The sequence below is a fragment of the Bacillus sp. DHT2 genome, assembly GCF_026241455.1.
Lineage (GTDB): Bacteria > Bacillota > Bacilli > Bacillales > Bacillaceae_G > Bacillus_A > Bacillus_A pseudomycoides.
This window is the reverse complement of sequence record NZ_JAPHWH010000004.1, coordinates 318627-342029: the sequence shown is the minus strand read 5'-3', so window position 1 is coordinate 342029 and position 23403 is coordinate 318627. Positions and strand designations below refer to the sequence as shown.

The 23403-nt window shown below is 34.2% G+C and carries 21 protein-coding genes, 1 pseudogene and 1 riboswitch; of the genes and pseudogenes, 8 read left to right on the top strand and 14 right to left on the bottom strand.

What is annotated here, in order from left to right; all coding sequences use genetic code 11:
- Positions 1–1272, bottom strand: coding sequence for a cation:dicarboxylate symporter family transporter (locus tag ORL93_RS13080; RefSeq protein ID WP_003196680.1), 1272 nt, complete (start codon positions 1270–1272; stop codon positions 1–3).
- Positions 1273–1651: 379 nt separating this feature from the next.
- Here ORL93_RS13080 and pyrH point away from each other — a divergent pair, with 379 nt between their 5' ends.
- Complete coding sequence (gene pyrH / locus ORL93_RS13075) at positions 1652–2395, top strand: UMP kinase (protein ID WP_003196676.1); 744 nt, start codon at positions 1652–1654, stop codon at positions 2393–2395.
- Between the two features lie 173 nt (positions 2396–2568).
- Here pyrH and ORL93_RS13070 read toward each other — a convergent pair whose 3' ends face one another.
- Positions 2569–3237, bottom strand: coding sequence for a nucleoside/nucleotide kinase family protein (locus tag ORL93_RS13070; protein ID WP_265959117.1), 669 nt, complete (start codon positions 3235–3237; stop codon positions 2569–2571).
- A 310-nt stretch (positions 3238–3547) separates the two neighbouring features.
- Here ORL93_RS13070 and ORL93_RS13065 point away from each other — a divergent pair, with 310 nt between their 5' ends.
- Complete coding sequence (locus ORL93_RS13065; RefSeq protein WP_097794179.1) at positions 3548–3970, top strand: GNAT family N-acetyltransferase; 423 nt, start codon at positions 3548–3550, stop codon at positions 3968–3970.
- 100 nt (positions 3971–4070) lie between these two features.
- On the opposite strand, the gene cls is transcribed toward ORL93_RS13065, so the two are convergent.
- Complete coding sequence (cls, locus tag ORL93_RS13060) at positions 4071–5282, bottom strand: cardiolipin synthase (protein ID WP_003196670.1); 1212 nt, start codon at positions 5280–5282, stop codon at positions 4071–4073.
- A gap of 85 nt (positions 5283–5367) precedes the next feature.
- Here cls and ORL93_RS13055 point away from each other — a divergent pair.
- Positions 5368–5652: pseudogene (locus ORL93_RS13055) on the top strand (lipase family protein); the annotation flags it as partial.
- 63 nt (positions 5653–5715) lie between these two features.
- On the opposite strand, the gene ORL93_RS13050 reads toward ORL93_RS13055, so the two are convergent.
- The 5 genes from ORL93_RS13050 to ORL93_RS13030 all read right to left on the bottom strand — a co-directional run bounded on the left by ORL93_RS13050 (position 5716) and on the right by ORL93_RS13030 (position 10824).
- Positions 5716–6861 carry an ABC transporter permease gene (locus ORL93_RS13050; RefSeq protein WP_097794180.1) on the bottom strand — a complete coding sequence of 382 codons (1146 nt, stop codon included), beginning with the start codon at positions 6859–6861 and terminating at the stop codon, positions 5716–5718.
- Between the two features lies 1 nt (position 6862).
- Complete coding sequence (locus tag ORL93_RS13045) at positions 6863–7972, bottom strand: ABC transporter permease (RefSeq protein ID WP_097794181.1); 1110 nt, start codon at positions 7970–7972, stop codon at positions 6863–6865.
- Positions 7973–8005: 33 nt separating this feature from the next.
- Positions 8006–8944: an ABC transporter ATP-binding protein gene (locus tag ORL93_RS13040; RefSeq protein ID WP_265959116.1), complete on the bottom strand. Its 939-nt coding sequence runs from the start codon at positions 8942–8944 to the stop codon at positions 8006–8008.
- A gap of 133 nt (positions 8945–9077) precedes the next feature.
- A complete protein-coding gene (locus ORL93_RS13035) occupies positions 9078–10181 on the bottom strand; it encodes a sensor histidine kinase (protein ID WP_265959115.1) in 1104 nt (367 codons plus the stop codon).
- A gap of 4 nt (positions 10182–10185) precedes the next feature.
- Entirely contained in the window at positions 10186–10824 is a 639-nt protein-coding gene (locus ORL93_RS13030; protein WP_003196658.1) for a response regulator transcription factor, read from the bottom strand.
- Positions 10825–11042: 218 nt separating this feature from the next.
- Between ORL93_RS13030 and ORL93_RS13025 the strand changes: the two genes are divergently transcribed.
- From ORL93_RS13025 to ORL93_RS13010, 4 genes are read left to right on the top strand one after another with little or no spacing between them, the layout of a single operon-like run.
- Positions 11043–11588, top strand: coding sequence for an RNA polymerase sigma factor (locus ORL93_RS13025; RefSeq protein ID WP_309534111.1), 546 nt, complete (start codon positions 11043–11045; stop codon positions 11586–11588).
- The gene (locus ORL93_RS13020) at positions 11585–12037 is read left to right on the top strand and encodes a hypothetical protein (RefSeq protein WP_098160417.1); all 453 of its coding nucleotides are present in this window, start codon (positions 11585–11587) and stop codon (positions 12035–12037) included. The genes ORL93_RS13025 and ORL93_RS13020 overlap by 4 nt, the downstream gene beginning before the upstream one ends.
- A complete protein-coding gene (locus tag ORL93_RS13015) occupies positions 12030–13100 on the top strand; it encodes a hypothetical protein (RefSeq protein WP_018782474.1) in 1071 nt (356 codons plus the stop codon). The genes ORL93_RS13020 and ORL93_RS13015 overlap by 8 nt, the downstream gene beginning before the upstream one ends.
- Complete coding sequence (locus ORL93_RS13010) at positions 13097–14053, top strand: LiaF transmembrane domain-containing protein (protein WP_097794185.1); 957 nt, start codon at positions 13097–13099, stop codon at positions 14051–14053. Before ORL93_RS13015 ends, ORL93_RS13010 begins: the two co-directional genes overlap by 4 nt.
- A gap of 86 nt (positions 14054–14139) precedes the next feature.
- Here the strand turns inward: ORL93_RS13010 and ORL93_RS13005 are convergent, their stop codons facing one another.
- The 4 genes from ORL93_RS13005 to ORL93_RS12990 form a co-directional block, all read right to left on the bottom strand.
- Entirely contained in the window at positions 14140–15387 is a 1248-nt protein-coding gene (locus tag ORL93_RS13005; RefSeq protein WP_097794186.1) for a DUF445 domain-containing protein, read from the bottom strand.
- A 191-nt stretch (positions 15388–15578) separates the two neighbouring features.
- Positions 15579–16934, bottom strand: coding sequence for a D-serine ammonia-lyase (locus tag ORL93_RS13000; RefSeq protein WP_265959114.1), 1356 nt, complete (start codon positions 16932–16934; stop codon positions 15579–15581).
- A gap of 179 nt (positions 16935–17113) precedes the next feature.
- Positions 17114–18781 (bottom strand): potassium-transporting ATPase subunit KdpA, encoded by a 1668-nt coding sequence (kdpA, locus tag ORL93_RS12995; protein WP_033796032.1) that lies wholly within the window; start codon positions 18779–18781, stop codon positions 17114–17116.
- A 109-nt stretch (positions 18782–18890) separates the two neighbouring features.
- A riboswitch (cyclic di-AMP (ydaO/yuaA leader) is annotated at positions 18891–19032 on the bottom strand.
- Positions 19033–19270: 238 nt separating this feature from the next.
- A complete protein-coding gene (locus tag ORL93_RS12990; RefSeq protein WP_097794188.1) occupies positions 19271–19825 on the bottom strand; it encodes a TlpA family protein disulfide reductase in 555 nt (184 codons plus the stop codon).
- 169 nt (positions 19826–19994) lie between these two features.
- Here ORL93_RS12990 and ORL93_RS12985 point away from each other — a divergent pair, with 169 nt between their 5' ends.
- The gene (locus ORL93_RS12985) at positions 19995–20693 is read left to right on the top strand and encodes a Type 1 glutamine amidotransferase-like domain-containing protein (RefSeq protein ID WP_003196629.1); all 699 of its coding nucleotides are present in this window, start codon (positions 19995–19997) and stop codon (positions 20691–20693) included.
- A 69-nt stretch (positions 20694–20762) separates the two neighbouring features.
- On the opposite strand, the gene ORL93_RS12980 is transcribed toward ORL93_RS12985, so the two are convergent.
- Both ORL93_RS12980 and ORL93_RS12975 read right to left on the bottom strand, forming a co-directional pair.
- Positions 20763–22172, bottom strand: coding sequence for an MATE family efflux transporter (locus ORL93_RS12980; protein WP_265959113.1), 1410 nt, complete (start codon positions 22170–22172; stop codon positions 20763–20765).
- Positions 22173–22202: 30 nt separating this feature from the next.
- A complete protein-coding gene (locus ORL93_RS12975) occupies positions 22203–22967 on the bottom strand; it encodes a DUF2087 domain-containing protein (protein WP_006094400.1) in 765 nt (254 codons plus the stop codon).
- Positions 22968–23403 lie beyond the last annotated feature (436 nt).

Below are 23403 nucleotides of genomic sequence, written 5' to 3'. Positions count from 1 at the left end.
TTATGCTGCTTCTGTTTGTTTGACTGTTTCTACATATTGTTTCGCTTTCTCATGATCAAATTCGCCTTCCCACTTCGACATCACGATGGCCGCTAATGCATTCCCTAATACATTGACAGATGAGCGAATCATATCTAAAATGCGGTCGATACCAGCAATTAACGCGATACCTTCTAACGGTAATCCCATTGAACCTAATGTTGCTAATACAACAACAAATGAAGCACCTGGAACTCCTGCCATTCCTTTTGACGTCAGCATGAGAACAAATAACAATGTAATCTGCTGCGTTAATGGCATGTGCACTCCATACATTTGAGCGACGAACAATGCTGCTAATGCTTGGTAAATAGCCGAACCAGTTAAATTAAATGTATACCCTGTTGGAATAACGAAAGAAGCAACTGCCTTCGGACAACCGAACTCTTCCATTTTTCTCATTATATTAGGTAAAACAGCTTCTGAACTTGCTGTTGTAAACGAAAGAATAAGTTCTTCTTTTAAAACTTTCATTAATGTAAAAATGTTTATCCCTACCATTCGTGCATTAATACCTAATACAACAATAACAAATAGTATAACAGTTACATACACAGCTAGCACTAATTTTCCTAAAGGAAGTAGTGTTGCCACACCAAATTTTGCAACCGTAACAGCAATCAGTGCAAATACACCAAATGGCGCAAACTTCATAACCTGATTTGTAACCCAAAACATCGCTTCGAGCACACCTTCAAAGAAATTAAACACCGGTTTTCCTTTTTCCCCAATTGCTGCAACTCCTAAACCAAATAACACAGAGAAGAAAATAATCGGTAATAAGTCTCCTTGTGCAATTGATTCAAATACGTTCTTTGGTACGATGTGAACAATCGTTTCTGCAAAACCTTTTTTCTCTGTTGCATCAGCCGTCTGTTTATATGATGAAATATCACTTTGCTGTAAGTTATTCATATCAACACCCGTTCCTGGATGGAACACGTTTGCTGCGATTAATCCCATTAAGATCGCGATTGTTGTGATAATTTCAAAATAGAGAATTGTCTTACCGCCTAATTTTCCGAGCTTTTTCATATCCCCTACACCAGCTACTGCAACAATCAGCGCTGAAATAACGATCGGTACTACAATCATTTTAATTAAATGGATAAATATATCCCCAATTGGTGTGATATAAGAAATTGCTGTTTTATTGCCATAAAAGATTGCCCCTACTACAATCCCTAAGACAAGTGCAACAAAAATCTGTGTTGCTAATCCGAATTTTTTCATATATTTTCATCCCTTCATGCGAACGCTTTCAATTTGTATTTACAAAAGCTTACTCACATAATATAGGCGAACCTACAAAATCAGACAAAAAACTACAGATTCGTCACAAAAAATTCGAATTTTTTTCTTTAAATATTCATTGACACCCTTTGAAGATAAAAAAATGAAAATAACATTGATAAAACATCAAATTATTTTATATAATCTAAAAAGTAAGTTTATTTGAACGTAAATGAGATGAAAAGGAGTTGATATTATGAAGAATCATACAAAAGATCTCATTATAGCTCTTCCTTTTTCTATTTCATTTTCTCGTAAAGGAGCAAAGGCATTCGCCTCTGCTCCTTTTTTATTGCCATATGTATAGGAGGGAAAATCCATGAAACCATACAAACGTGTTCTAATTAAATTAAGTGGTGGTGCTTTAGCTGATCAAGATGGAAATAGTTTCGGTTCCAAACGTTTAGAACATATCGCAACGGAGATTTTATCAATCGTCGATTTAGGTATTGAAGTTTCTCTTGTCGTTGGTGGAGGAAACATTTTCAGAGGAAACTTAGCTGAAGAATGGGGGATTGATCGCGTTGAAGCAGACAATATAGGGACATTAGGTACAATTATTAATAGTCTCATGCTGCGCGGTGTATTAACAAGTAAGACAGATAAAGAAGTACGCGTTATGACATCTATCCCCTTTACAGCCGTGGCAGAACCCTACATCCGTTTACGGGCTGTTCATCATTTAGATAAAGGATATATCGTTATCTTTGGCGGCGGGAATGGGCAACCGTTCGTTACGACAGATTACCCGAGTGTCCAGCGAGCAATCGAAATGAATAGCGATGCCATTTTAGTTGCAAAACAAGGTGTAGACGGTGTTTTTACAAGTGACCCAAAACGAAATAAATCAGCAAAAATGTATCGTCATTTAAATTATAATGATGTCGTTCGAAACAATATAAAAGTGATGGATCAATCAGCCTTATTACTTGCTCGCGACTACCATTTACCAGCTCATATCTTTAATTTTGATGAACCTGGAGTTATGAAAAAAATATGCTTAGGTGAGCATATTGGCACATTAATTAATCATGAGTTAACGGAACTCGTAGAAGAAAAGTGACTTTTTCTAGAGTAAAAAAACTGCAACTTTGACTTTAAAAATAGGTGCGGTATTTTCCGCACCTTACTCTTTCTAAAAAAGTAGTATCATAACAATATAAAAAAACTGTGCCCCAATTATACACAATTCATGAAACGCCCTTCCAATAACTGTTATCAGTATCACTGTTACAATCACAAACTCTTAAATAAAGCCTTCGGTGCTTCAATATCATTATTAATTAAAACTACCTCTGCACATTCCTTCGGTCCATGCTCTTCTATATACATATGACAAGCAGCGTGATACCTTTGTAAAAACATTCTCTCTGCCTTTTCTTTATTCCAAAAGTTTTTTGCTTCTCGACTCGAACCACGTTCTCTCGCAATTTCAAAATCCGTTTCTACGAATATTTTATAATCAAATAAATGTTGCAACTCTTTTTTTAATAAAAAAGTACCATCAATTATAAATACCATGTCTTTTGAAGCAAGTATGGGATCTGGTTCAATGTACATATCCGTTTCTAAATCATGTGATCTCATATCATATCGCATATCACCACCAGGCCCTAACGGAATCAATAACCGCTCAGCAAATGCCTTATAATCATGAGCATCTTCATAATATCCTTTAGCCGATTCCTTACCTTGTGAATATCTAACTATTCTTGAATTATGAAAATTATCTATACTTGTTCGAACGGCTTTTCCTCCCTGCAAATGAATTTCTTTCTGTAACTCATTTGCAAATGTTGTTTTCCCAGAAGCTGTTATACCACTAACACCGACTCTTAAGGGATGATCTAATTTAACCATGAACATACGCTCTACAATCTCACGAATAATAGTTTGACGACTCAATTCCATCCTCCTCAATCATCTTTGTTTATCCTTCAAAAGATATTTTGATGAAAAAATACGTTTCGAGTATGAAATTTCATACAATTTATTCTCGCTTTTTAATTGTTATATGGTTTGAACAATTAAAATAACACTCTGAATGGTATTACTTTCAACACATTCACAATAGATGTTTTAAAAAACAATAACCAGAATATTAGGATATTTATGTTAAAATAAGTATATTGAGATGATGAAGATACGTATTCAAGAAAAAGTAATTCATTTTATATTCTAAATCATTTCACAAAAATTGCAGGAGGAGAAATTAATGAATTTACATATTACGAAAGAATTAAATGGAACTGATAAAAACAACGTTAACAATCGGCTTTATGAATATAATTTAAAGTATTTCCCAGTGGATTTAAGAGGTAGATACCAAGAGATTAATTTATTTCTTAAGGATGAAAACAGCAAGGTTCGCGGAGGAATATTAGGTGAAATTTGCTGGAATTGGTTAGAGATTCATACTTTTATAATTGATGAAAACATACGCAAACTAGGTTATGGGACTAAACTTTTATTAGAAATCGAACAAATAGCTTTAGAAAAGAATTGTGATTTCATAAAAGTGGATACTTTAAGCTTTCAAGCATTAGACTTTTATAAAAAGCACGGTTATCAAGAATTTGGTGTCCTTGATAATGTCGGCAGAGACTATAAACATTACTATTTAAAAAAAGACTTATAGATCATTTAATTTTTGAAAACTTGGATTGAAAACACTACAATGAAAATTAAAATGCTCAGAGAATAAACTCTAAGCATTTTAATTTTCATTTATATGATTCCTATAAATAATAATTAACCAACCATGCTATTTTTTCTTTACACTTCTCTAAAAATGATAAATTTGCAAAGAATGATGAAGTTATCTCCTTTGAATCTTGAAAATCTTGTGTTAACGCTTGATTTATTTGTTGAATCATCGGGCCACCATATACATAAAAATCCATCTCATCATTAATATGAAAACTACGCGAAGTGAAATTTGTTGTACCAATCACAGTTATTTCGTTGTCGAGTATCATTGCTTTCCCATGAAACATCCCCTTTTTATATCCATATACAGTGATTCCATTTTCAATTGACTGACGAATATATGGGTAGGCTGCTTCTTTAATAAGCGGAACGTCCGGTTTGTAAGACCAAAGTATTTTTACCGATACTCCCCGCTTTCGTGCCTGAATTAAAGCATTCATAAGTTCTTTATCTGTCGGTATAAAATAGGGCGTGGCAATCACGATAGAACGCTTTGCTTCTTTTATTAATTCCATATACTTCGTAACAACTTTATGTCCATTATAACTAGACATAGTGTGTAACGTCTTTCCTTTAATAGTAGATTGAGCTGTTCTTGCAATTTCTTCTGAAGTATCCCGTTTCCAATCTAACGCAAACTGCTCCTCTAAATCTGTTACCCCTTCTCCCTGCAATCGCACATGATAATCTCGCCAATATCCAAAGCGCTTATCTTTCCCTAAGTATTCATTACCTATATTAAAACCACCACTATACCCTATTTTCCCATCTATCGTTGTAATACGGCGATGATTACGATGATGGAGCGAATAAAAAAAGAATGGGAACTCCGGTTTCCTGCTGTATGTAAAATGGACACCACTTGCCTGCAATTCATTTTTATATTTTCTTTCAAAAGATAAATCATTAATCCAATCAACCGATAAGTATACTTGTACCCCTTCTTCTGCTTTTTCCTTTAACAAATTTAAGAAAGTATGGCTACTTTTATCATTCGAAATGATATAGAAATACGTGAAGATAGAATCTTTCGCTTCTTTTATATCGGAAAAAAGCTGATGATATAGCGTTTTTCCCTCTACATATAATTGAAAATCACTATAACGAGGAGCATACTCTTTCCGTTGGTTTTTATCAGCTTCCACTTTCCTTCCTAGCGTTACATCAATATGCATCCAAACAACTAGAAAAATCACTGCACTAATGATAATAGAAATAATACGTAATATCTTTTTTGCCATGTCAGTCCCCTTTAGCTTAGACTCACTTTCATTATATAGTGTTCAACAAAATCTAATTTTAATGCTCAATAAAAAGGAGGACGCTATGAAAAACAATACAAGAAAAAAACCTATCGTTTTTGTCCCAGGACTATTTGGCTCTATGAGCAATATAATTATTCCCAGCACAGGTGATTGGAATTTCGGAATCTCTGCGTTTGTATATGAGCCTTTCATCATGATGTTAGAAAACATGAGATACGAAAGAAATAAAAATCTTTTTATCTCTTTTTATGATTGGCGACAACGAATTCAGACCGCTGCTCAAAATTATTTATTAAAAACCATTAATTTAGCAAAACACATAACAGGATCCCATAAAGTAAATTTGAAAAGATACTTTAGATTACAAACATACAAAAAGGGATGCGGCACCATACCGCATCCCTTCCTATTACATAAAATTCCTCGCGTCATTATTACGACCAAACTTATAAATCGCAATTAAGAAGAAGGCAATTGCAAAAGCAAACAAAATTAAAATGTTTAAATATAAATCTGCAAATGGCGTCCCTTGTTGTAATTTTCCTATCGTATCTAATAACCAACGTTGAGGGAGAAAATCAGCTATTTTTTGCACGGATGTTGGCATAATTTCAAACGGAAAGAAGCATCCGGCAAGTAAGCACGTTGGTGTTATTATAATATTTTGCATAGCATTTGCAGAAGTTGCATTTTTCGCAAAAGATACAATGGCTAGTGACATACCAATTGCTACTAAAGCAAATATCATCAGTACGCCAATCATGACCATAAATGGCATATTGATATTCGTATGAAAAACGTTCGTCATAAATAACACTGCGACAACAATTTGAACGACTAAAACAATCATATTAACAGCTACGTTAGATAATATAAATTTTTTCCCATCTATCGGTGTTGATAATAATCTAAAATACGTTCTATTCTCTTTTTCCTTTAAAATGAGTTCTGATAAATTCACCGCTGAAAACAACATAAACATAATGAGATAACCGACAGTTTGATTCGTCATATCTTTATTTTTTGAAGTATCTTGAAGCGTCTCAGCTTTTACTTTAAATGAACTTTTTTGATAACCCGCATACATGTTATCAAACGTACTTTGATCATTTTGCGCGACTTTACTAATAGCAACTATATTATCAATATAATTATTCAAGTATGATTTTACAAACCCTGTTACTTGATCACCTTTTATCGATGCAACCTCAATATGACTCGGTTTCCCATCTCGAACACTTTGTGAAAAACCTTTATTTAACGTAATTACTCCATCAAGTTTTTTCGAAGTAAGCTTATCTTCTACTTCTGATTCCTTAATCTTACTCACTTTCACATGATTTAATCCCTCTAAAAACTTCACCGTATCATTTGCTATATACTGATTTTCTTTATTTACAACCCCAATGTTTAACGTCCCTTGCCCTACATTTCCATATATCGAAAAAGAAATTAAAGACCCTATTATTGGTAAACCAATAATAATTAGTAATCCTTTTTTATTTTTCAAAAGCACAGATAATGTTTTTTGTATAAGCCATAAAATATCTTTCATACTATAACCCCTCCCGTCTGCGTAATGCGATAATCGCAAGCAATAAAAAGAGTGCTGAAATACCAAGATTTAAAACGATAACGGGTAATGCAGCTCCTATGTCATTTGCATAAACAATTTTCATAATCGCTGTATTCGCCCATGTTAATGGTGATAAATTCGTAACTACATTTTCTTCAACTACGAAATATGCTCCTCCAAAAATAGAAGCTAATTGCACAACAACCATAATAATCGCTTTAGATGCTTCTCCTGTTTTTGTAATATATCCAATTCCTAATCCAAAGCTAATTGCAAGCAAGACTTCCGTTAATAAAATAAGAAAGATTACTCCAAGATGGTCACCCCAATTCGCCTTATAGACAAATTTACTAAAGAAAACGACGAGAAGTAGACAAAGCGTATTTGCTACAAGACTACCAAATATTTTCCCTATAAAAATTTCTGCTTTACTAACAGGTGCCGCAATTAAGCGATCACCCGTTTTTCTAATTCGCTCTCCACGAATTAAATAACTTGCTCCCATCGCTGCATATAAAGCAATCATTGTCGTCATTACAATTGCATAGTAATCCATAGAGCTTGGTTTTTTAGCAGCTTGTAAAGATGTTTCTTTTATATAATCATCATGATTTCCATTTGAGATAACTGTGCTAACCTTACTAAGATCCACTTTCGCAACTTCTACTGCTACATTGTACTTATCAACAAATGTCGTAAGCATCCCTTCAATGATACTTCCTTCAACACTATTTCGATCACTCTCATATAATTTCACACCGTCTTTATTCATTTCTAAATATCCGGCATATTTATTTTGTTTCACTTCTTCTTTGCCATCTATTTCATTTGAGGCTTTTTTAAAGTGAATTCCCGATTTACTTGTTTCTTTCGCAAATGCTTCAAATGATTGAGAGAACGTACTACTTGCTTCATCTTTATATAATACTTGTATATCTTTAATAGACTGGCCTTCCCCCTTAAATGCATTCGTTAAAGCTGTTCCTAATACAAGCATAAGCACAATTGGGAATGCCAACATAAAAACTAATGTTCTAATATCCCGAAAGTCTCTTTTGATGTGCATAATCGCAATATTGAAGATGTTCAATCGATGAACCTCCCTTTTTCTCTTAATAAAAATTTATTTATCTCGTAAATTTCTGCCTGTCAGTGTAAGGAATACTGTTTCTAAGTTAGGCGCTTGTTCTTCTAACGAACGGATCTCAATATCATGATTAATAAAATGTTGAATAATTTTGTTTAAATTATTCAACCCTGCATCAGAATGCACTTTAATCACGTTCTCTTCGATTTGAACAGCTTTGACGCCATTAATCTCTTTTAATTTAGCTACTTCTAGCTTTTCGACTGACTTCACTTCAATCCAAATATCCTTTGTATCTGTAATAATCGCTTTTAATTGTTCTTTCGTACCTTCTGCAATTACTTTACCGTGATCTACAATTGCAATTTTTGTACAAATTTCTTCTACTTCTTCCATATAGTGACTTGTATAAATAATTGTGCTCCCCATCTCATTTAATTTTCGTACAGACTGAAGAATGTAGTTTCTTGATTGCGGATCAATTCCAACGGTCGGCTCATCCATAATAATTAACTTCGGATGATGCGCAATGGCACAAGCAATGTTAAGTCTTCGTTTCATCCCACCCGAAAAGTTCTTTGGATAACTTTTATGTTTATCACTTAGTCCTACAAACTGCAATGCTTCTTCTACTCTCGCTTTTAATTCTGCACCTCGTAATCCATACAAACCCGCAAAGAATTTCACATTTTCATAGGTGGTTAACTCCTCATAAATTGCTATATCTTGTGGTACAATTCCAATGTTCATTTTCGCAAAACGATTATGTTTCTTTGTATTTTTTCCTAGTATGCTAATCTCACCTTCATTACTTCTTAACAATCCAGCAATCATATTAATTGTTGTACTTTTACCAGCACCGTTTGATCCTAGAAATCCAAATATCTCTCCTTCTTTAATAGCTAAAGACATATTATCTACTGCGATGAAATCACCAAATTTTTTTGTTAAATTTTTTATTTCTAATGCGTTCATCATTTCACCCCTATTTCAGTTTCTCTGCTGTTATTATAAACAAAAAGAATGAACCTGCTCAGTGCAGAAGTTCATTCTTTTCACATGAGAATATTCACTTTTTTCATATGAGATCATTCATCTCAATCATGTCTTACTGAATCGGCAACAACATTGTTACCGAAAAGCCATTCGTTCCATCTACAATTATTTTCCCATTAACAGACGCTGTTCTCTCCTCTATCCCAATAATACCGAGTCCTTTTTTAACAAAGACTACACCCTTCCCGTTATCTTTCACCTGTACCTTGACCATCTTGTTAAGTACATGAATATCTATTGAAATAACTGTCGCATCAGCATATTTCATCGCATTCGTTAACGCCTCCGTAATATTTTCACCAATGATTTTCCATTGGATAGGGGAAATTGTATCCAAATTCCCTTTATACACAAACGGAATTTTTATATCATGCTTGCCCGCAAACTCATCTATGAATAATTTCATACGATGAATTCCAATTTGTTCAGTTGGTGGTTTCATATTTTTAAGGGTAATTCTAATATTTTCAATCCCATCTTTAGAAATATGAATCGCATTTTGTAGTAACTCCGTAGCTTTGTCTTTATCTATTTCCATCAATCTCTTTGCTGCTTCCATTTGAATAAGTGCACCTGTCATGGAGTGACCAATTTTATCATGAATTTCTTGTGATAATCGATTTCGTTCTTCTAATTTAAATGTGTATTCTGATTGCCTTATGTATTCTTTATTTTCATGTAAACTTTTTGTGAGCCGCTGCATATCTTTTCGCATCTTATCATTTTGCTTTTCAAGCTTTAGTAATCGTACTATGTAACGGTCTGCCATCGTTAAAACAAGAAAACAAAATGCAGTAATGAGTCCATATGTCATTTGAACACTTTCATCCGCAAAAACGATAGGGAGAATCATAATGAAAAAGATCTGCCATTTCTTTTCTATGTAATAAGATACAATTTCGTATAAGTTCAAAGGTAAAAACAAAATAAAAAACGGATGAATCCTCCATGTAAACAAAGCGATAATACCGATTGATAGTCCAATTAATATTTTTTTATACGCATCTTTTTTTAAAATAGAAATTGTCACGTTTACACAAAGGTACGAAAGCAAAGTAAATATAACCCACGGTAAGTTCATAACATTTGAGTGAATATAACTGAACACTATATATAAGAAGACAATTAATTTACTTACAATGAACCAAAACTCCATAAAGTCAGTCTACTTTCCCTGTTAAATAATAAATCGCAATTTGCGTACGATGTTCAAGACCCGTTTTCCCTAAAATAGACGTAATATAATTTGCAATTGTTCCTTCTGATATAAAAAGCTGTTTTGAAATTTCTTTATTAGAGAAACCTTTTGCAATTAATGCAATAATACTGAGTTCCCTCTCTGTAAAAAGAGTCTTATCTATTTTCGACTCCTCTTCTTTATTTTCCAGTAAGTTACACTTAATTTTATCAAGCACTACGTCTTGCATAACAGTTTGCCCGTTATATACTCCTTTTATCGCATCACGAATGCGCTCCGGGTCGTTATTTTTTAACAAATAACCTTTCGCTCCGTTTTTTACTGCCTCCAAAATATACTCATCATCATCAAATGTCGTTAAAATAAGCGGCTTTGTTTTTGTCTCCTCACAAATTAGCTTCGTCGCCTCTACACCATTCATATTTGGCATTCGAACATCTAAAAGTGCAATATCTACATCATGTTTTTTGCAATAATCTAGAGCCTCTTGCCCATCATTTACTGTTTCTAGCACTTCGAATTCTTCGTATGTACTTAAAATAATTTTCATGCCTTCTCTAATAAAAGAGTTATCATCGGCTATCAATACTTTTATTTTCATGTTTGTTAGTATAGGAGTTCCTCTACTAACATTCACATCCTTTCTCCATGTAACATTTCCCTATTTCTCATTATATACTTCTCTATAACATTTTTTCACACCTTTTGAAGTAGCCTCTTCTCTTAAAATATATTATTCTTTTTTTACATCATGTGTAGGGGGACTTCCCATTTCTTACGTCTATATAATAGAATGCGTCAAAAAGGAGGGAGAGAACCATTGAGGAAAAACAATTAATTGAAAAAGCACAACAAGGAAGTGAACATGCTTTTCGTATCCTTGTACAAACATATCGTCATTATATTTTCCAAGTTATTTTTGCTATTTTAAGACATGAGGAAGATGCACAAGATATCACACAAGAAGTATTCGTAAAGATTCACGCCTCTCTCCCTAACTATCAATTCCGCGGATTAAAAACGTGGATGGCACGGATTGCTACAAATCATGCCATTGATTATAAGAGAAAGAAAGAAAGGGAAAAAGTAGAGCTCTCCTTATCAAACGAAACTCAGGAAAATATAAAATCCTCTCATAATATTGAGGCATTGTTACTGACGAAAGAGCAAAAATTGCTGATTGCTCAAAAACTAAGAGAACTTCCAGAGAATTATCGTGATGTCGTTCTCGCACATTACTTAGAAGACAAAAGTTATCAAGAAATTGCTACTCAACAAAATGCTGAAATCAAAACAGTCGAAATGAAGCTTTATAGAGCAAGAAAATGGATCAAAAAACATTGGAAGGAGGAAGATTTTTTATGACGCATTTTTCAAAAGAAGCTTGGTGCAATTACACTTTAGATCTTCTATCACATAACGAACGTGAATCTATGGAACAACATCTTTATGAATGTGATCATTGTTTAGCACTTTATATGGAAATCATTGATGAACAAAATGAAAACCTTCCAATCATAAATGGTGATTCATTTACAAATGAGGTTATGAAGCAAATCAAATTCGAAAAACTTAAGTCTGAAGAAAAAATGAGTAAGAAGCAACCAAGACAAATAAAGAGTACGCTCATTCACTACATAATTGCAACTGCAGCTACTTTAATTTTTATGGCAAGCGGTTTATTCCATTATATTTTCACAGTGACTTCTAGTTTTGAACAATCTTCCAAACAAAGTGGGGTTTCGATTTCAAAACAAATTTTAAACAAAACTATACACACTTCAAAAACGAACGGAGGTTCAAAACATGAATAAAAACCCATTTTTAGCGCTAGTTCTAGGGTTGATTCCTGGGCTTGGACATTTATATTTAAAGCGAATTGGTCGTTTTATTATATATGGTGGTAGTTCATTATTATTATTTCTCGCTGCGATAGGCTTTACTATTAACTTCGGAAATCACGGGATTGTTTTCCTTATCCTATTTTTATTAGCACTTGTATGGGGAATAAATATACTAGACTTAATTATTTCTATAGTGAATCAGTCATGGAAAAAAGAGAAAGATCTAACGCAAGAAGCAGCACGTGAAAGTGAACGATTTTATATCATTCTCTTATCCATCATCCCTGGACTTGGGCATTTCCAATTAGGACTTATGCAGCGTGGACTTACATTTTTAGTCGCTTTTACAGGACTAGGTAGCATGATTATATTCGTTACACTATTAACATCTCGTGAAAGCTTTCTTATCTTTCTCGCTACGTTACCTGTTCTATGGATTTATAATTTCTTCGATGTCGTCCAGCAGCTGCAGAAAAAAGAACGTGGGGAAATATTAGTCGATCGTACTATTTTCGAAGATTTTGAGGAGCACCGAGAACAAGGAAGGAAAAGTAAAACATTCGCTTCTATTTTAGCGATGTTCCCTGGAGCGGGTCATATGTATTTAGGCTTACAGCGCCGTGGTCTTCAACTAATGGCAGCCTTTTTACTTGCCATTTATATGCTTGATTTATTAAGACTTTCCGCCTTCTTATTTTTAGTACCTATCATTTGGTTTTATAGCTTTTTCGATACATTACAGCAAACATCCAAATACGGAAAAGAAGATTTACAAGACACACCTATTATCGATTATTTTATTAATCATCAAAAATGGCTTGGTATCGGACTCATCGGGTTAGGATGCTATTATTTACTAGATCAAACACTCCTCCCTATTTTTGACGATTATTTCGCTACTATATTCAATATTCATATTAGTGAATTATATTATCGCTATTTCCAAACATCTATCGTTGCCCTCCTTTTAATTGGTGGTGGCTTTAAATTATTACTAGGGAATAAAGAAGAAAAAGGCGGTGCTAAAGAATGAGAACATGGCGTGTAGGAACGATATCTATGGGGATTTCAATTATCACATTAGGTTGTTTCTTATTATTTTCAACTATAAAAGGTATACAAGTATTTGATAACTTCACAGCATGGTGGCCTATTCTTTTCATTGTGCTTGGCATCGAGATTTTACTATACGTTATATTCTCTAAAAAAGAGCAGCCTATTATTAAATATGATATATTTAGTATTTTCTTTATCGGCGCATTAGGGACCGTTGGAATTTCATTCTATTTCTTATTATCCACTGGATTACTAGAGGAGATTCGTTATTCCATTGGAACAACTGAGCAAACGAATAACATCCCAGAAGTGCAACATGACATCCCTGATTCTATTAAAAAGATTGTAGTTGATACGAGTAATACTCCTCTTACAATAGAAGGTAGTAACATTAATAAAGTGCATTTATTAGGAACATATGAAATGACTATGAAAGCAAATGAAAAGAACAAACTAAAACAGGAAGATTTCATTGCCATTCACACAGTTGGTGAAACAATGTATGTGACATTAAAACCATTACCTGTTCACCATAAATTCTTTGCTTCACAGTCAAGAATGACAGCAACACTTGTCCTCCCGCAGAATAAAAATGTGGAAATTCGCGGTTCTGAAAGAGAACTCTCTCTTTACCCAGGCCAATTACAAAGCAATTGGTCTGTACAAGAAATATCAAACGTGTCTGTTCATCTTGTAAAAGATAGCGACATAACACTATCAGCAGTAACAAATCAAAAAGATTCTCATGGGAATACACCTTGGGAACATGTAGAAGAGTTAACGAAAAAGGTGAATAATTCTTCAAAAGAAAATCCAGATTCAAATCAGCAAGAACAATGGTATAAAAACACACTAAAGCTCGGAAACGGAACACATCAGCTAAACATTCAAAAAGCTTATAATACAAACATAAGCCTTCTTGAAGAATGAAACGCTAGCATATAATTGAGGAAGGAAACTTCTTCGGATACTAAAAACCTTCCACATGCATTTCATATCATGAGGAAGGTTTTTTTCTATATAAGTGCTTTAATCCCTTCCAAAACTAACCCAATCATAAACCCGCAAACAGCACCATTCACACGAATCCATTGCAAATCTTTGCCGACGTTATTTTCAATCATTTCAATCAATGTTTGATCGTCTAACTTATCAAGGTTTTCTTGTACAAGCTTTCCAATCTTGGAATGATTATTTTCAACAAGATTTACAATTTGCTTTTGCAACCAGCCTTCTATTTTTTGAACTGTTACTGGATCTTCTTTCACTTTGTTCATTTGCTTCGTTAAAAATGGAAGAAGATATTGATCTGCAAACTCTTCTTTTTTAATAAAAGCGACTGCTCTTACCTGCGCTTGTCCTAACAATTCTTTTATCTTGTCAGCCGCATTCCAATTTGCGATCCAACTTTCTTTCCAATTCTCTAATTCCTGTAATACCGCTTCATTTTCCTTCACATTAATAAGTTCTTGACGAACTTTCACTAATATAAGTTGTCTTGTGGTATTATCAGGATTTTGTAAACTACTAATATTACTAATCACGAACTTCTGCAATATGCTTCCGATTTTTTCTTCATCTACAATATTCATGAAAGATTTTAGAGTAAATTGCAAGAATCCATCCACTTTTATATTTTCCATCGCTTTCATGCCTAAACTTCCAAGTTGATAACGGGCTTCATCTTGAGCCGTCCACTCTTTCGCTTTAACTAACATGTAATCAAGTGTTTTTTCATCATATTCTTGTACAACCAATTGATCAATAAGGACTTGCAGTATATTTCCTGTATTAATCGTATGTAAATATGTTTTTAATTCTTTTTCAATTACAATAGCTAACTTTTCGATATCAATTTGAAGAATCGCTTTTTCAGCAATTGTAACAATCCCTTTTTTCACAGCATCAGATTGCAGCTCTCTTTCTGCAATCTGTAACACCATTTGTGCTAACTTCATTTCCTTCACTTTATTTGTTATGCTTTCTTTTGTCAGCCAATCATTCTCCAGTGTGGAAACGAGGCCTTTCGTAACCCGTTTACGATTTTTTGGAAGTAGGGCTGTATGCGGAATTGGAATTCCCATTGGATGACGGAATAGTGCCGTGACTGCAAACCAATCAGCAAGCCCCCCTACTAATCCTGCTTCAAATCCACCTTGTACAATTGTTCCTATCATCGATTCCTGAAATGGAATAGTCGCCGCAAACCCTACTCCCATTACCCCAAGTGAAATACCCGCTAAATATTTTGACTGTAGTGACATTGTATATACACATCCTCTTATTTATGTAAAATGAAGCTTTCTATTGTATAACGAATTTATTAAGCTTATATCGTCAAGTCCTTACTTTCAAAAAAACCCTATATCTATACTATAATGAACCACGTTAAAAATAACAAAAAAATTCGAATAAAAAAACACGGGGGTTAAACTACCCTCGTGTTAAATTACTTCTAGTTCTCTAGCGCTAAATTCAAGCCTTTTTGATAATATTGCTTCCTCACTTCTTCAGGAACCATACTTCCACCAGTCCCCCAAATAATATGTGTACCCTTCCTCACTTTTTCTGTTAAATTATGCTTCAATAAATAATCGGTTCCCTCTTTACATAATTTCATTGGTCCTATCATCCCTGCTAGTGCAGAAGGTTCTAAATGGAGCCCCTCTGTATCGACTAATTTCTTAAGTAACTTATACAACCGTTCATCGCTAACTGTATAACTACCACTTAAAAAAGGTTCCATAGTTTTACCCACAAATCCAGATGGTCTTCCTACAGCAAGTCCGTCCGCGTCTGTGACATTATCAATGCCAATATCTTGTACAGAAATTTTATCATGAAGTCCAGTCATTAAACCAAGTAACATACATGGAGAGTGGGTAGGTTCTGCAAAGAAACAATGGGCATTGTCTTTATACAATAACTTTAAGCCAAATGCTACTCCTCCAGGCCCACCACCTACTCCGCACGGAAGGTAAACAAATAAAGGATGTTCATCATTTACTGTTATCTCTAACTCTTCTAATTGTTTTTGCAAACGAGATGCCGCTACCGCATATCCTAAAAACAAATCATGGGAGTTTTCATCATCAACAAAATAGCAACTAGGGTCTGCATTTGCTTGCAGTCGCCCTTCTTCTACCGCTTTACTATAATCAGCTTCGTATTCAATCACTGTCACATTTTTACTTCTTAACAAATCTTTTTTCCACTCTTTTGCATCGGCTGACATATGAACAGTCACATTAAAACCTAACTTAGCACTCATAATACCTATACTAAGACCTAAATTTCCAGTCGAGCCTACTGCAATTGAATATTGCGAGAAGAAACTTCGAAACTTATCACTATCTAAAATCGAATAATCATCTTGTATCGTTAACATTTGATGTTGAAAAGCTAATTCCTCTGCATGTTTGAGAATTTCATAAATTCCCCCTCTTGCTTTAATAGATCCTGATATAGGAAGATGACTATCACACTTTAACAATAATTCACCTAATATAGGTTGTTGATAATCCTGTTCTAAGGATTGTTTCATGGAAGGAACTCTCACTAAAGGTGATTCTATGATACCGTTCATTCCTTTTGTTTCTGGAAAAACCTTAGCAATATATGGAGCAAAACGTTTCAACCTTTCCTCTGCATCCCTTACATCTTCTTGAGTGAGGGGGGATTTTTTAATTCCCGTTTGAAATTTTTCGATATTGAGATTAATCCAAAATACTTCTTCCATCGAAATGAGCCTGCTTAGTAAAGGATATTGGCCTTTCCATTTTTGTATATCTTTGCTTTCAATCTCCTTCATTTATCTAATCCTCCTAATTTTCTTATAGCAATTTGCACAATAAAATTATATTAAATTAATTTTAATACAGTTTAACATATAATCATCTTTATGTTAATTTTATTTACTTTAGTTAAATTAAATTTAACACCTTGTTAAAGAGAATGCATTAGTAAAAGCCTAAACAAATTAAAGTTTCACTATGATATTGTAAGAAATTCAGCAACCGGTCCTAGTATAAGTACCGGCAGAAATGTTAAGGCACCTATTAAAAAGATAGTCCCAAGTAGAATTCCTCCAAATAACCGATTATCTGTTTGAAAAGTTCCTCTAGTCTCAAGTACAACCTTTTTCCTTTTGAGTCCAACTGCGACGGCAAGCATTGTAATCACACCTAAATATCTACCAATATACATAACAATTCCCGTTGAAAGATTCCAAAAAGGCGTGTTATCCCTTAATCCTTCAAATCCGGATCCGTTGTTAACAGCAGATGACGTGTATTCATATATAATTTGCGTTAAACCATGAAAACCCGGATTAGAAATTGCATCTGTTCCTAGATTCGTAGAAAATGCAATTGCTGCAGTTCCAAGAATAAGTAATGGCTGAGACACAATCGTGACTGCTATTAACTTCATTTCTTTTCCTTCTATTTTTTTGTTAAGAAACTCCGGTGTACGTCCCACCATTAATCCGGCTAGAAACACAGCAATCATTGCATACATGACGACATTCATAAACCCAAGTCCGATCCCTCCAAACACGGTACCTAAAAGCATGTTTATAAGTGGAACCATTCCACCAATCGGTGTTAATGTGTCGTGTGTTGTATTAACACCACCTGTTCCAGAGGCACTTGTAACAGTTGCATATAAAGCAGAAGAGATGACGCCAAGACGAGTTTCTTTCCCTTCCATATTTCCTTGTGAACTTTCTATCCCTAATTGATTTAACAATGGATTCCCCTTCAATTCAGATATAGCAAGCGTACAAAATCCGATAATCAAAAGAATGAACATTGATATAAAAAACATTCTACCTTGTTTCCGATTGCCAACCATTCTTCCGTATACAAATGGAAAAGCCATCGGAATTAACATTTGTAACATCATTTGTAGCACGTTACTTATCATATTGGGATTTTCAAAAGGATGCGCAGAAACTGTTCCAAAAAAACCTCCTCCATTGTCACCAAGTTCTTTAATAGAAAGCAAAGACGCTACCGGTCCACGAGGAATTTCTTGTGCCGTTCCTTCCAACGTTTTCACAACAATTGTTGGATCCAGTGTTTGCGGTGTCCCTAAAACCACAAATATCAATGATGCCACAAATGAAATTGGCAATAATACTCTTGTAATTGCTTGTACAAAATCAACAAAGAAGTTTCCTATTCTTTTCCCCGCTAGTACACGAATAAACGTAATACCAATTGACAATGAAGTTGCAGGTGCCGCAAACATCATAAATGTCACACCTACCATTTGAGAGAAATATGATAAACTACTTTCTCCCCCATAGTGTTGTAAATTCGCATTCGTCATAAATGTAATTGCTGTATGAAATGCTAATGTTGGTTCTAATCCTAAAAAGTGATTCGGGTTTAATGGAAGAATCCCTTGTAATCGAAATATCGAATATACAACCAAGATACAGAAAAAATTTGTGCTCATTAAGCAAAACATATATTGTTTCCAAGTCTGACTATGCCCTTTAATCCCAGCAACTTTAAATAAGATGTTTTCCAGTGGGCCAAATACCTTTTGAAATGGTTCCTTACGCTGAAAAGCATTGTATATATAGTCTCCCATCGGTTTTGCAACAATTACGAATAGGCCAATTGTAATTAGACTTGTAAGCCAGTTCATCCTCTTTCCCCTCTCTGTTTCCATTACACCCAAAAACAAATGTTATATTTTACCATTAAGAGAATAAAAAGAAAACACCAGGTTGCACCTAGTGTTTTTTACACACACAAGCCCCCCTCTCAAAACGCTGACGAGGTTAGCTGTCGGATTCGGGCCTTGAGAGTAGCCCTACCTATAAAAGGATTCACCCCTAGTGACAATGCACAAATTTGGTTCCCCCGCTCCTGAAGTGGATTAAGCGGTTTATTATTTGGCTGTAAAATCTACATTGAGCTATTCTGATTGTTAATATACTCCTCTAAATGATAGTTGTAAAGAGAGAGAAAACAAAAAAGAAGGAATCTTCTCACAATAAACTCCCAATACATATGAATAATGCTAATCTCTATAAATATAGTAGCACATGAAATAGTGAAAAATAGTATCATTGGAAATCACCCACTTCCATTTCCTATCCCTATGAGAAGCTTTGTAACCTTTATCCCCCTCTTACTTCTCAATTAATTGTTTGAATTTCTTTTCCAACTGATCCGGAGGTAATACTCCACGCGCTTGATCTATAATAATCCCATCTTTATCAACAAAAAACGTTGTTGGCAGTGAAACAATTTTATAATCAAGTCCCGCCACCCCATCCATATCTAATAAAACTGGGAACTTAAATCCAAAACGATCTGCAAACGCCTTTGCTTCTTGTACTGCATCTCCAATCGTTGCATTCACCGCAAAAATTTCGATTTCACCTTTATATTTATCGTAAAGACGAACTAAGTCCGGCGCTTCCATTTCACATGGTCCACACCATGACGCCCAGAAGTTGATAACATACGGTTTTCCTTTTGCATCATTTAATGAATAAAGCTTTCCGTCTAATCCTTTTAGTGTGATTTTCGGCGCCTTAAATCCTACTTGAGGTAATACTTCTTTCTCTTGCAGTGCTGCTTGTTTTGCTTTCCGTTCTTTTTCTTCTTGCTTGGAATTATAAAAGTTAACTCCAGCCCAAATAAGTGCTCCAGCTAGTATAATTACAATTAATTTTTTCACTATTTTTCCTCCTATTATCGAGTTCACTTTTTATTTAACTTCGGTATATCACACACCTTTCCTTTATTCATTCATACTTTTTACTTTTCATCTTTTGTTGCAGAAGGAAAGCCACTCTCCTGTAGCGAAATTTTATCAATAATAAAAATCTATTAGGTGGTGCTTCATTATGAAGTTAGCTGTAATTGGCGGAGGTTATCTCGAACAGACAGATCATTTCCATATAAATCAACGACTTATAGAACTAACTGGGAAACAATCTCCAAGAGTATTGTTTATCCCAACAGCAAGCAATGATGATGAAGGTTATATAAAAGAATTTAGAGAAACATTTGAAAAGCAGTTAGGGTGTGATGTTCACATTCTATGTTGCATAAAAGAAAGCTATAGCGAAGATACAATAAGTGAAATGATTCATTTTGCTGATTTCATCTATCTAGGCGGAGGAAATTATATCAATATGCTTGAAAAGTGGAAAGAAAACAAAATAGATGAAAAGTTAATAGCAGCCCTACACAATGGAACATTCATTGCAGGATATAGCTCTGGTGCTATGTGCTGGTTTACAACCGGCTTCCGTTCTAATTATAAAGGAGATGGCTATATAGAAAGCGATGGCTGGAATATGGTAAACAAACACTTCTGTCCCCATTACAATCAGCCAGATAGAGCAACTGCTTTCCATTTATTCTTACAAAATCATGCATGTGATATAGATGGAATTGCTTTAGAGGATAATTGTGCTTTATATATAACAGAAAATTCCTTTGAGATTATCGGAGATCCAGAGAAAGCTTGGGAATTCTATATGAATGATGGAAAACTCATAAGACACCATTTTGATGTAACTTTGAAAAGTTATTTATGAGTTGTACTCATACAAAATAAAAATGTCCCTAAGCTTTCAAGCTTAGGAACATTTTTATTTACTTTCAATCTAACTAACAAGTCGCGTAATCCGTTTCTTCTGCCATGAAAGTTTATAATACCCATATTGTAAAAGTAAACTCACAATAAATGCTGCTGGATATCCAATCCATATACCCTTTATACCAAGACTTGTATGATACGAAAGGTAATAGGCAACAGGAACTTCTACAAGCCAAATTGATACAACACCGATAATAGTCGGCCATAGTACGGTTCCACTTGCCCGCATTGTCGCACCAATAATTTGCGCATGACCGAAAATTAAATAACTCCATAATGTAATCATCACTAAACTATGAGCAATTTCGATTGTATTTGGACTTGTTAAGAACAATGATAAAATTTCTCTTGAGAACAAATAAATAAGAGCAATTAATACCCCGCCGATGATATAATTCATCACAATACCTGCCCGAACAACTTTCTGTAATCGATCAAATTGATTCGCACCAATGGATTGTGCAGCAAAAATGGATACTGTAATTCCAAGACTCACTGCTGGCATTTGTACATAACTTGCCACTTGGTTCACGACTCCATAGGCTGCGGTCGCATCAGAACCGAAGCGATTTACAAATGCAATGACTGCAATCTCAGATAACGAAACTAATATCATATTAATACTTGCTGGAATACCAAGACGTAGTAATAACTTTAATAATTCCCAATCCATCCGAAGATATTTTCGTACTGTTGCATCCAATTGCAATGGATGATTTTTCTTCTTTAAATAAATAAGCATTACAACAAACGTTATAATCGTTGATATAACAGAAGCATAAGCTGCTCCATAAACATCAAGTTCCGGCAATCCTAACCAACCAAAAATAAGAACAGGCAACAATATCATGTTCAATACTGTACTAACAATTAAAAAGTAAAATGGCGTTTTGGAATCTCCTGTACCTCGCATAAATGTTGTATATGCAAAATATAAGAATAAGACCGGCATTGAAATAAATAAGATACGTGCATAGTGAACACTCATATCAATAATGTTTTCTGGTGTACCCATAAGGCGCATAATGTCCATTGCGAATATACTTCCAACTATCGCTAAAATGACTCCAATAACAAATGTAAAGGTCAATGTTGTACCAACGATTGCTTTTAAACGCTCTTCATTACGAGCACCAAACGCTTGCCCAATCAAAATTGAACTACCAGAGCCAATTCCAATTACAAATGAAACAAGTAGAAAGAACAATGGAAAGAATGCAGAAATGGCAGCTAAATCATTCACACCGAGCCATCGTCCTACCACTACCATCCCAAACAATTGTCCAACTGATTGTAATACATTACTTAAAAGTAAAGGAACTAAGAACATGGACATTGATTTCCATATCGGTTTCTTTTCCTTCTCATGATTTTGTGATTCTACACCTTCTTGGGTGTTATCTGTAGGTGATTCCAAAATTCATTTCTCCTTTCTTTTGTCTTTTTCTTATAATTTAACCCAATATTTACTTCCATCAGCTGTTCGATCTAGAAAACCATATTCAATTAAATACCTTCTCAAGGTTACAAAATCCGGATACACACTTTCTAAAATTTGATTCACTTCTTTTTCTGTATACTTCTCACTACTATCAAACTTTTTCACTAAATGTCTCAATATGATAAGTTTACGCTTTTGTTTCTTCGGAAATTTAACAAGCGGCCCATTTAATCCTTCGGTAAAATGCAATTTCAACACTTCATCATTCTCTTCTTCCGTAATGTTATATCTGTCATCCACCATTGTAGCTGTGCGGTGAATCGGTAAAAATTTAGACTGCACTTTTGATTTTTCTTCCGACAATTCCATCAGCGTTAAAAACACCTTAGCCTGTTTCATCTTCTCCCGTAATGTAAATCGATGATTACGAATTGTCGATGTACTGCCTCCATCCATCTCTTTCACAATTTCTTTATCATTTAAACCCATATAAAAAAACTGCACCATTTTCTTTTGTAAATCTGTTAAACCTGTAAACTTCTTATCCAGACTTAATAAATATGCGAACATAGATGTATGTTCCTTTTCAATATGCAGCTGTGCAAATTTCTCTGCTTCATATAAAACATTATGATCTTGATAAATAACACCTTTTATAAAAGTTTCTCCGCAAGCTAAGCAAATGTATTCTTCTGTATCCTCTTCAAATACATATCCTTTTTTCAGTTCTTCAACGGAAGCATCCCAAAACTTCTCTGAAATATCACTCATACTAAACAATCCTCCAAAAAGTTTATCATTAACCTAAACAAATTACGATATCGTTTATCTACTTTATCATATTATCATAAACTTCACAAACATTTCAACATTACGTTTGCTTATTTTATAAACAAATTTAAAAACGTTTGTATACAATGTGAACTAAAAGGAATTTTATAGTTAATAAAAAAACAAAAATCCGTGAAAAGATTTTTGTTTTTTTACGCCCATTATATCGCCTTATTTACGCTTCATGTTCATTTCTATATCATGATCAAAAGCAACAGATTACTGTTTCACCACAACATCTATCAAGATCTTACTTACTTTTATGATTTCTTTTTTATTCGTTAGTTGGTTCCAATCCCCTCAAAATCTATTCGAATATTCACAACCATTCAAAGTGAAAAGCAGTTGAGTTTTTCTTCATCTCCCACTGAGTATT

Coding starts and splice junctions, on each gene's coding strand:
- ORL93_RS12975 (WP_006094400.1), bottom strand. CDS start 22,967: ATGAGTGATATTTCAGAGAAGTTTTGGGATGCTTCCGTTGAAGAACTG.
- ORL93_RS12985 (WP_003196629.1), top strand. CDS start 19,995: ATGAAGTTAGCTGTAATTGGCGGAGGTTATCTCGAACAGACAGATCAT.
- ORL93_RS13065 (WP_097794179.1), top strand. CDS start 3,548: ATGAATTTACATATTACGAAAGAATTAAATGGAACTGATAAAAACAAC.
- ORL93_RS13030 (WP_003196658.1), bottom strand. CDS start 10,824: ATGAAAATAAAAGTATTGATAGCCGATGATAACTCTTTTATTAGAGAA.
- ORL93_RS13010 (WP_097794185.1), top strand. CDS start 13,097: ATGAGAACATGGCGTGTAGGAACGATATCTATGGGGATTTCAATTATC.
- ORL93_RS13040 (WP_265959116.1), bottom strand. CDS start 8,944: ATGAACGCATTAGAAATAAAAAATTTAACAAAAAAATTTGGTGATTTC.
- ORL93_RS13005 (WP_097794186.1), bottom strand. CDS start 15,387: ATGTCACTACAGTCAAAATATTTAGCGGGTATTTCACTTGGGGTAATG.
- pyrH (WP_003196676.1), top strand. CDS start 1,652: ATGAAACCATACAAACGTGTTCTAATTAAATTAAGTGGTGGTGCTTTA.
- ORL93_RS13015 (WP_018782474.1), top strand. CDS start 12,030: ATGAATAAAAACCCATTTTTAGCGCTAGTTCTAGGGTTGATTCCTGGG.
- ORL93_RS13000 (WP_265959114.1), bottom strand. CDS start 16,934: ATGAAGGAGATTGAAAGCAAAGATATACAAAAATGGAAAGGCCAATAT.
- kdpA (WP_033796032.1), bottom strand. CDS start 18,781: ATGAACTGGCTTACAAGTCTAATTACAATTGGCCTATTCGTAATTGTT.
- cls (WP_003196670.1), bottom strand. CDS start 5,282: ATGGCAAAAAAGATATTACGTATTATTTCTATTATCATTAGTGCAGTG.
- ORL93_RS13050 (WP_097794180.1), bottom strand. CDS start 6,861: ATGAAAGATATTTTATGGCTTATACAAAAAACATTATCTGTGCTTTTG.
- ORL93_RS13035 (WP_265959115.1), bottom strand. CDS start 10,181: ATGGAGTTTTGGTTCATTGTAAGTAAATTAATTGTCTTCTTATATATA.
- ORL93_RS13080 (WP_003196680.1), bottom strand. CDS start 1,272: ATGAAAAAATTCGGATTAGCAACACAGATTTTTGTTGCACTTGTCTTA.
- ORL93_RS13020 (WP_098160417.1), top strand. CDS start 11,585: ATGACGCATTTTTCAAAAGAAGCTTGGTGCAATTACACTTTAGATCTT.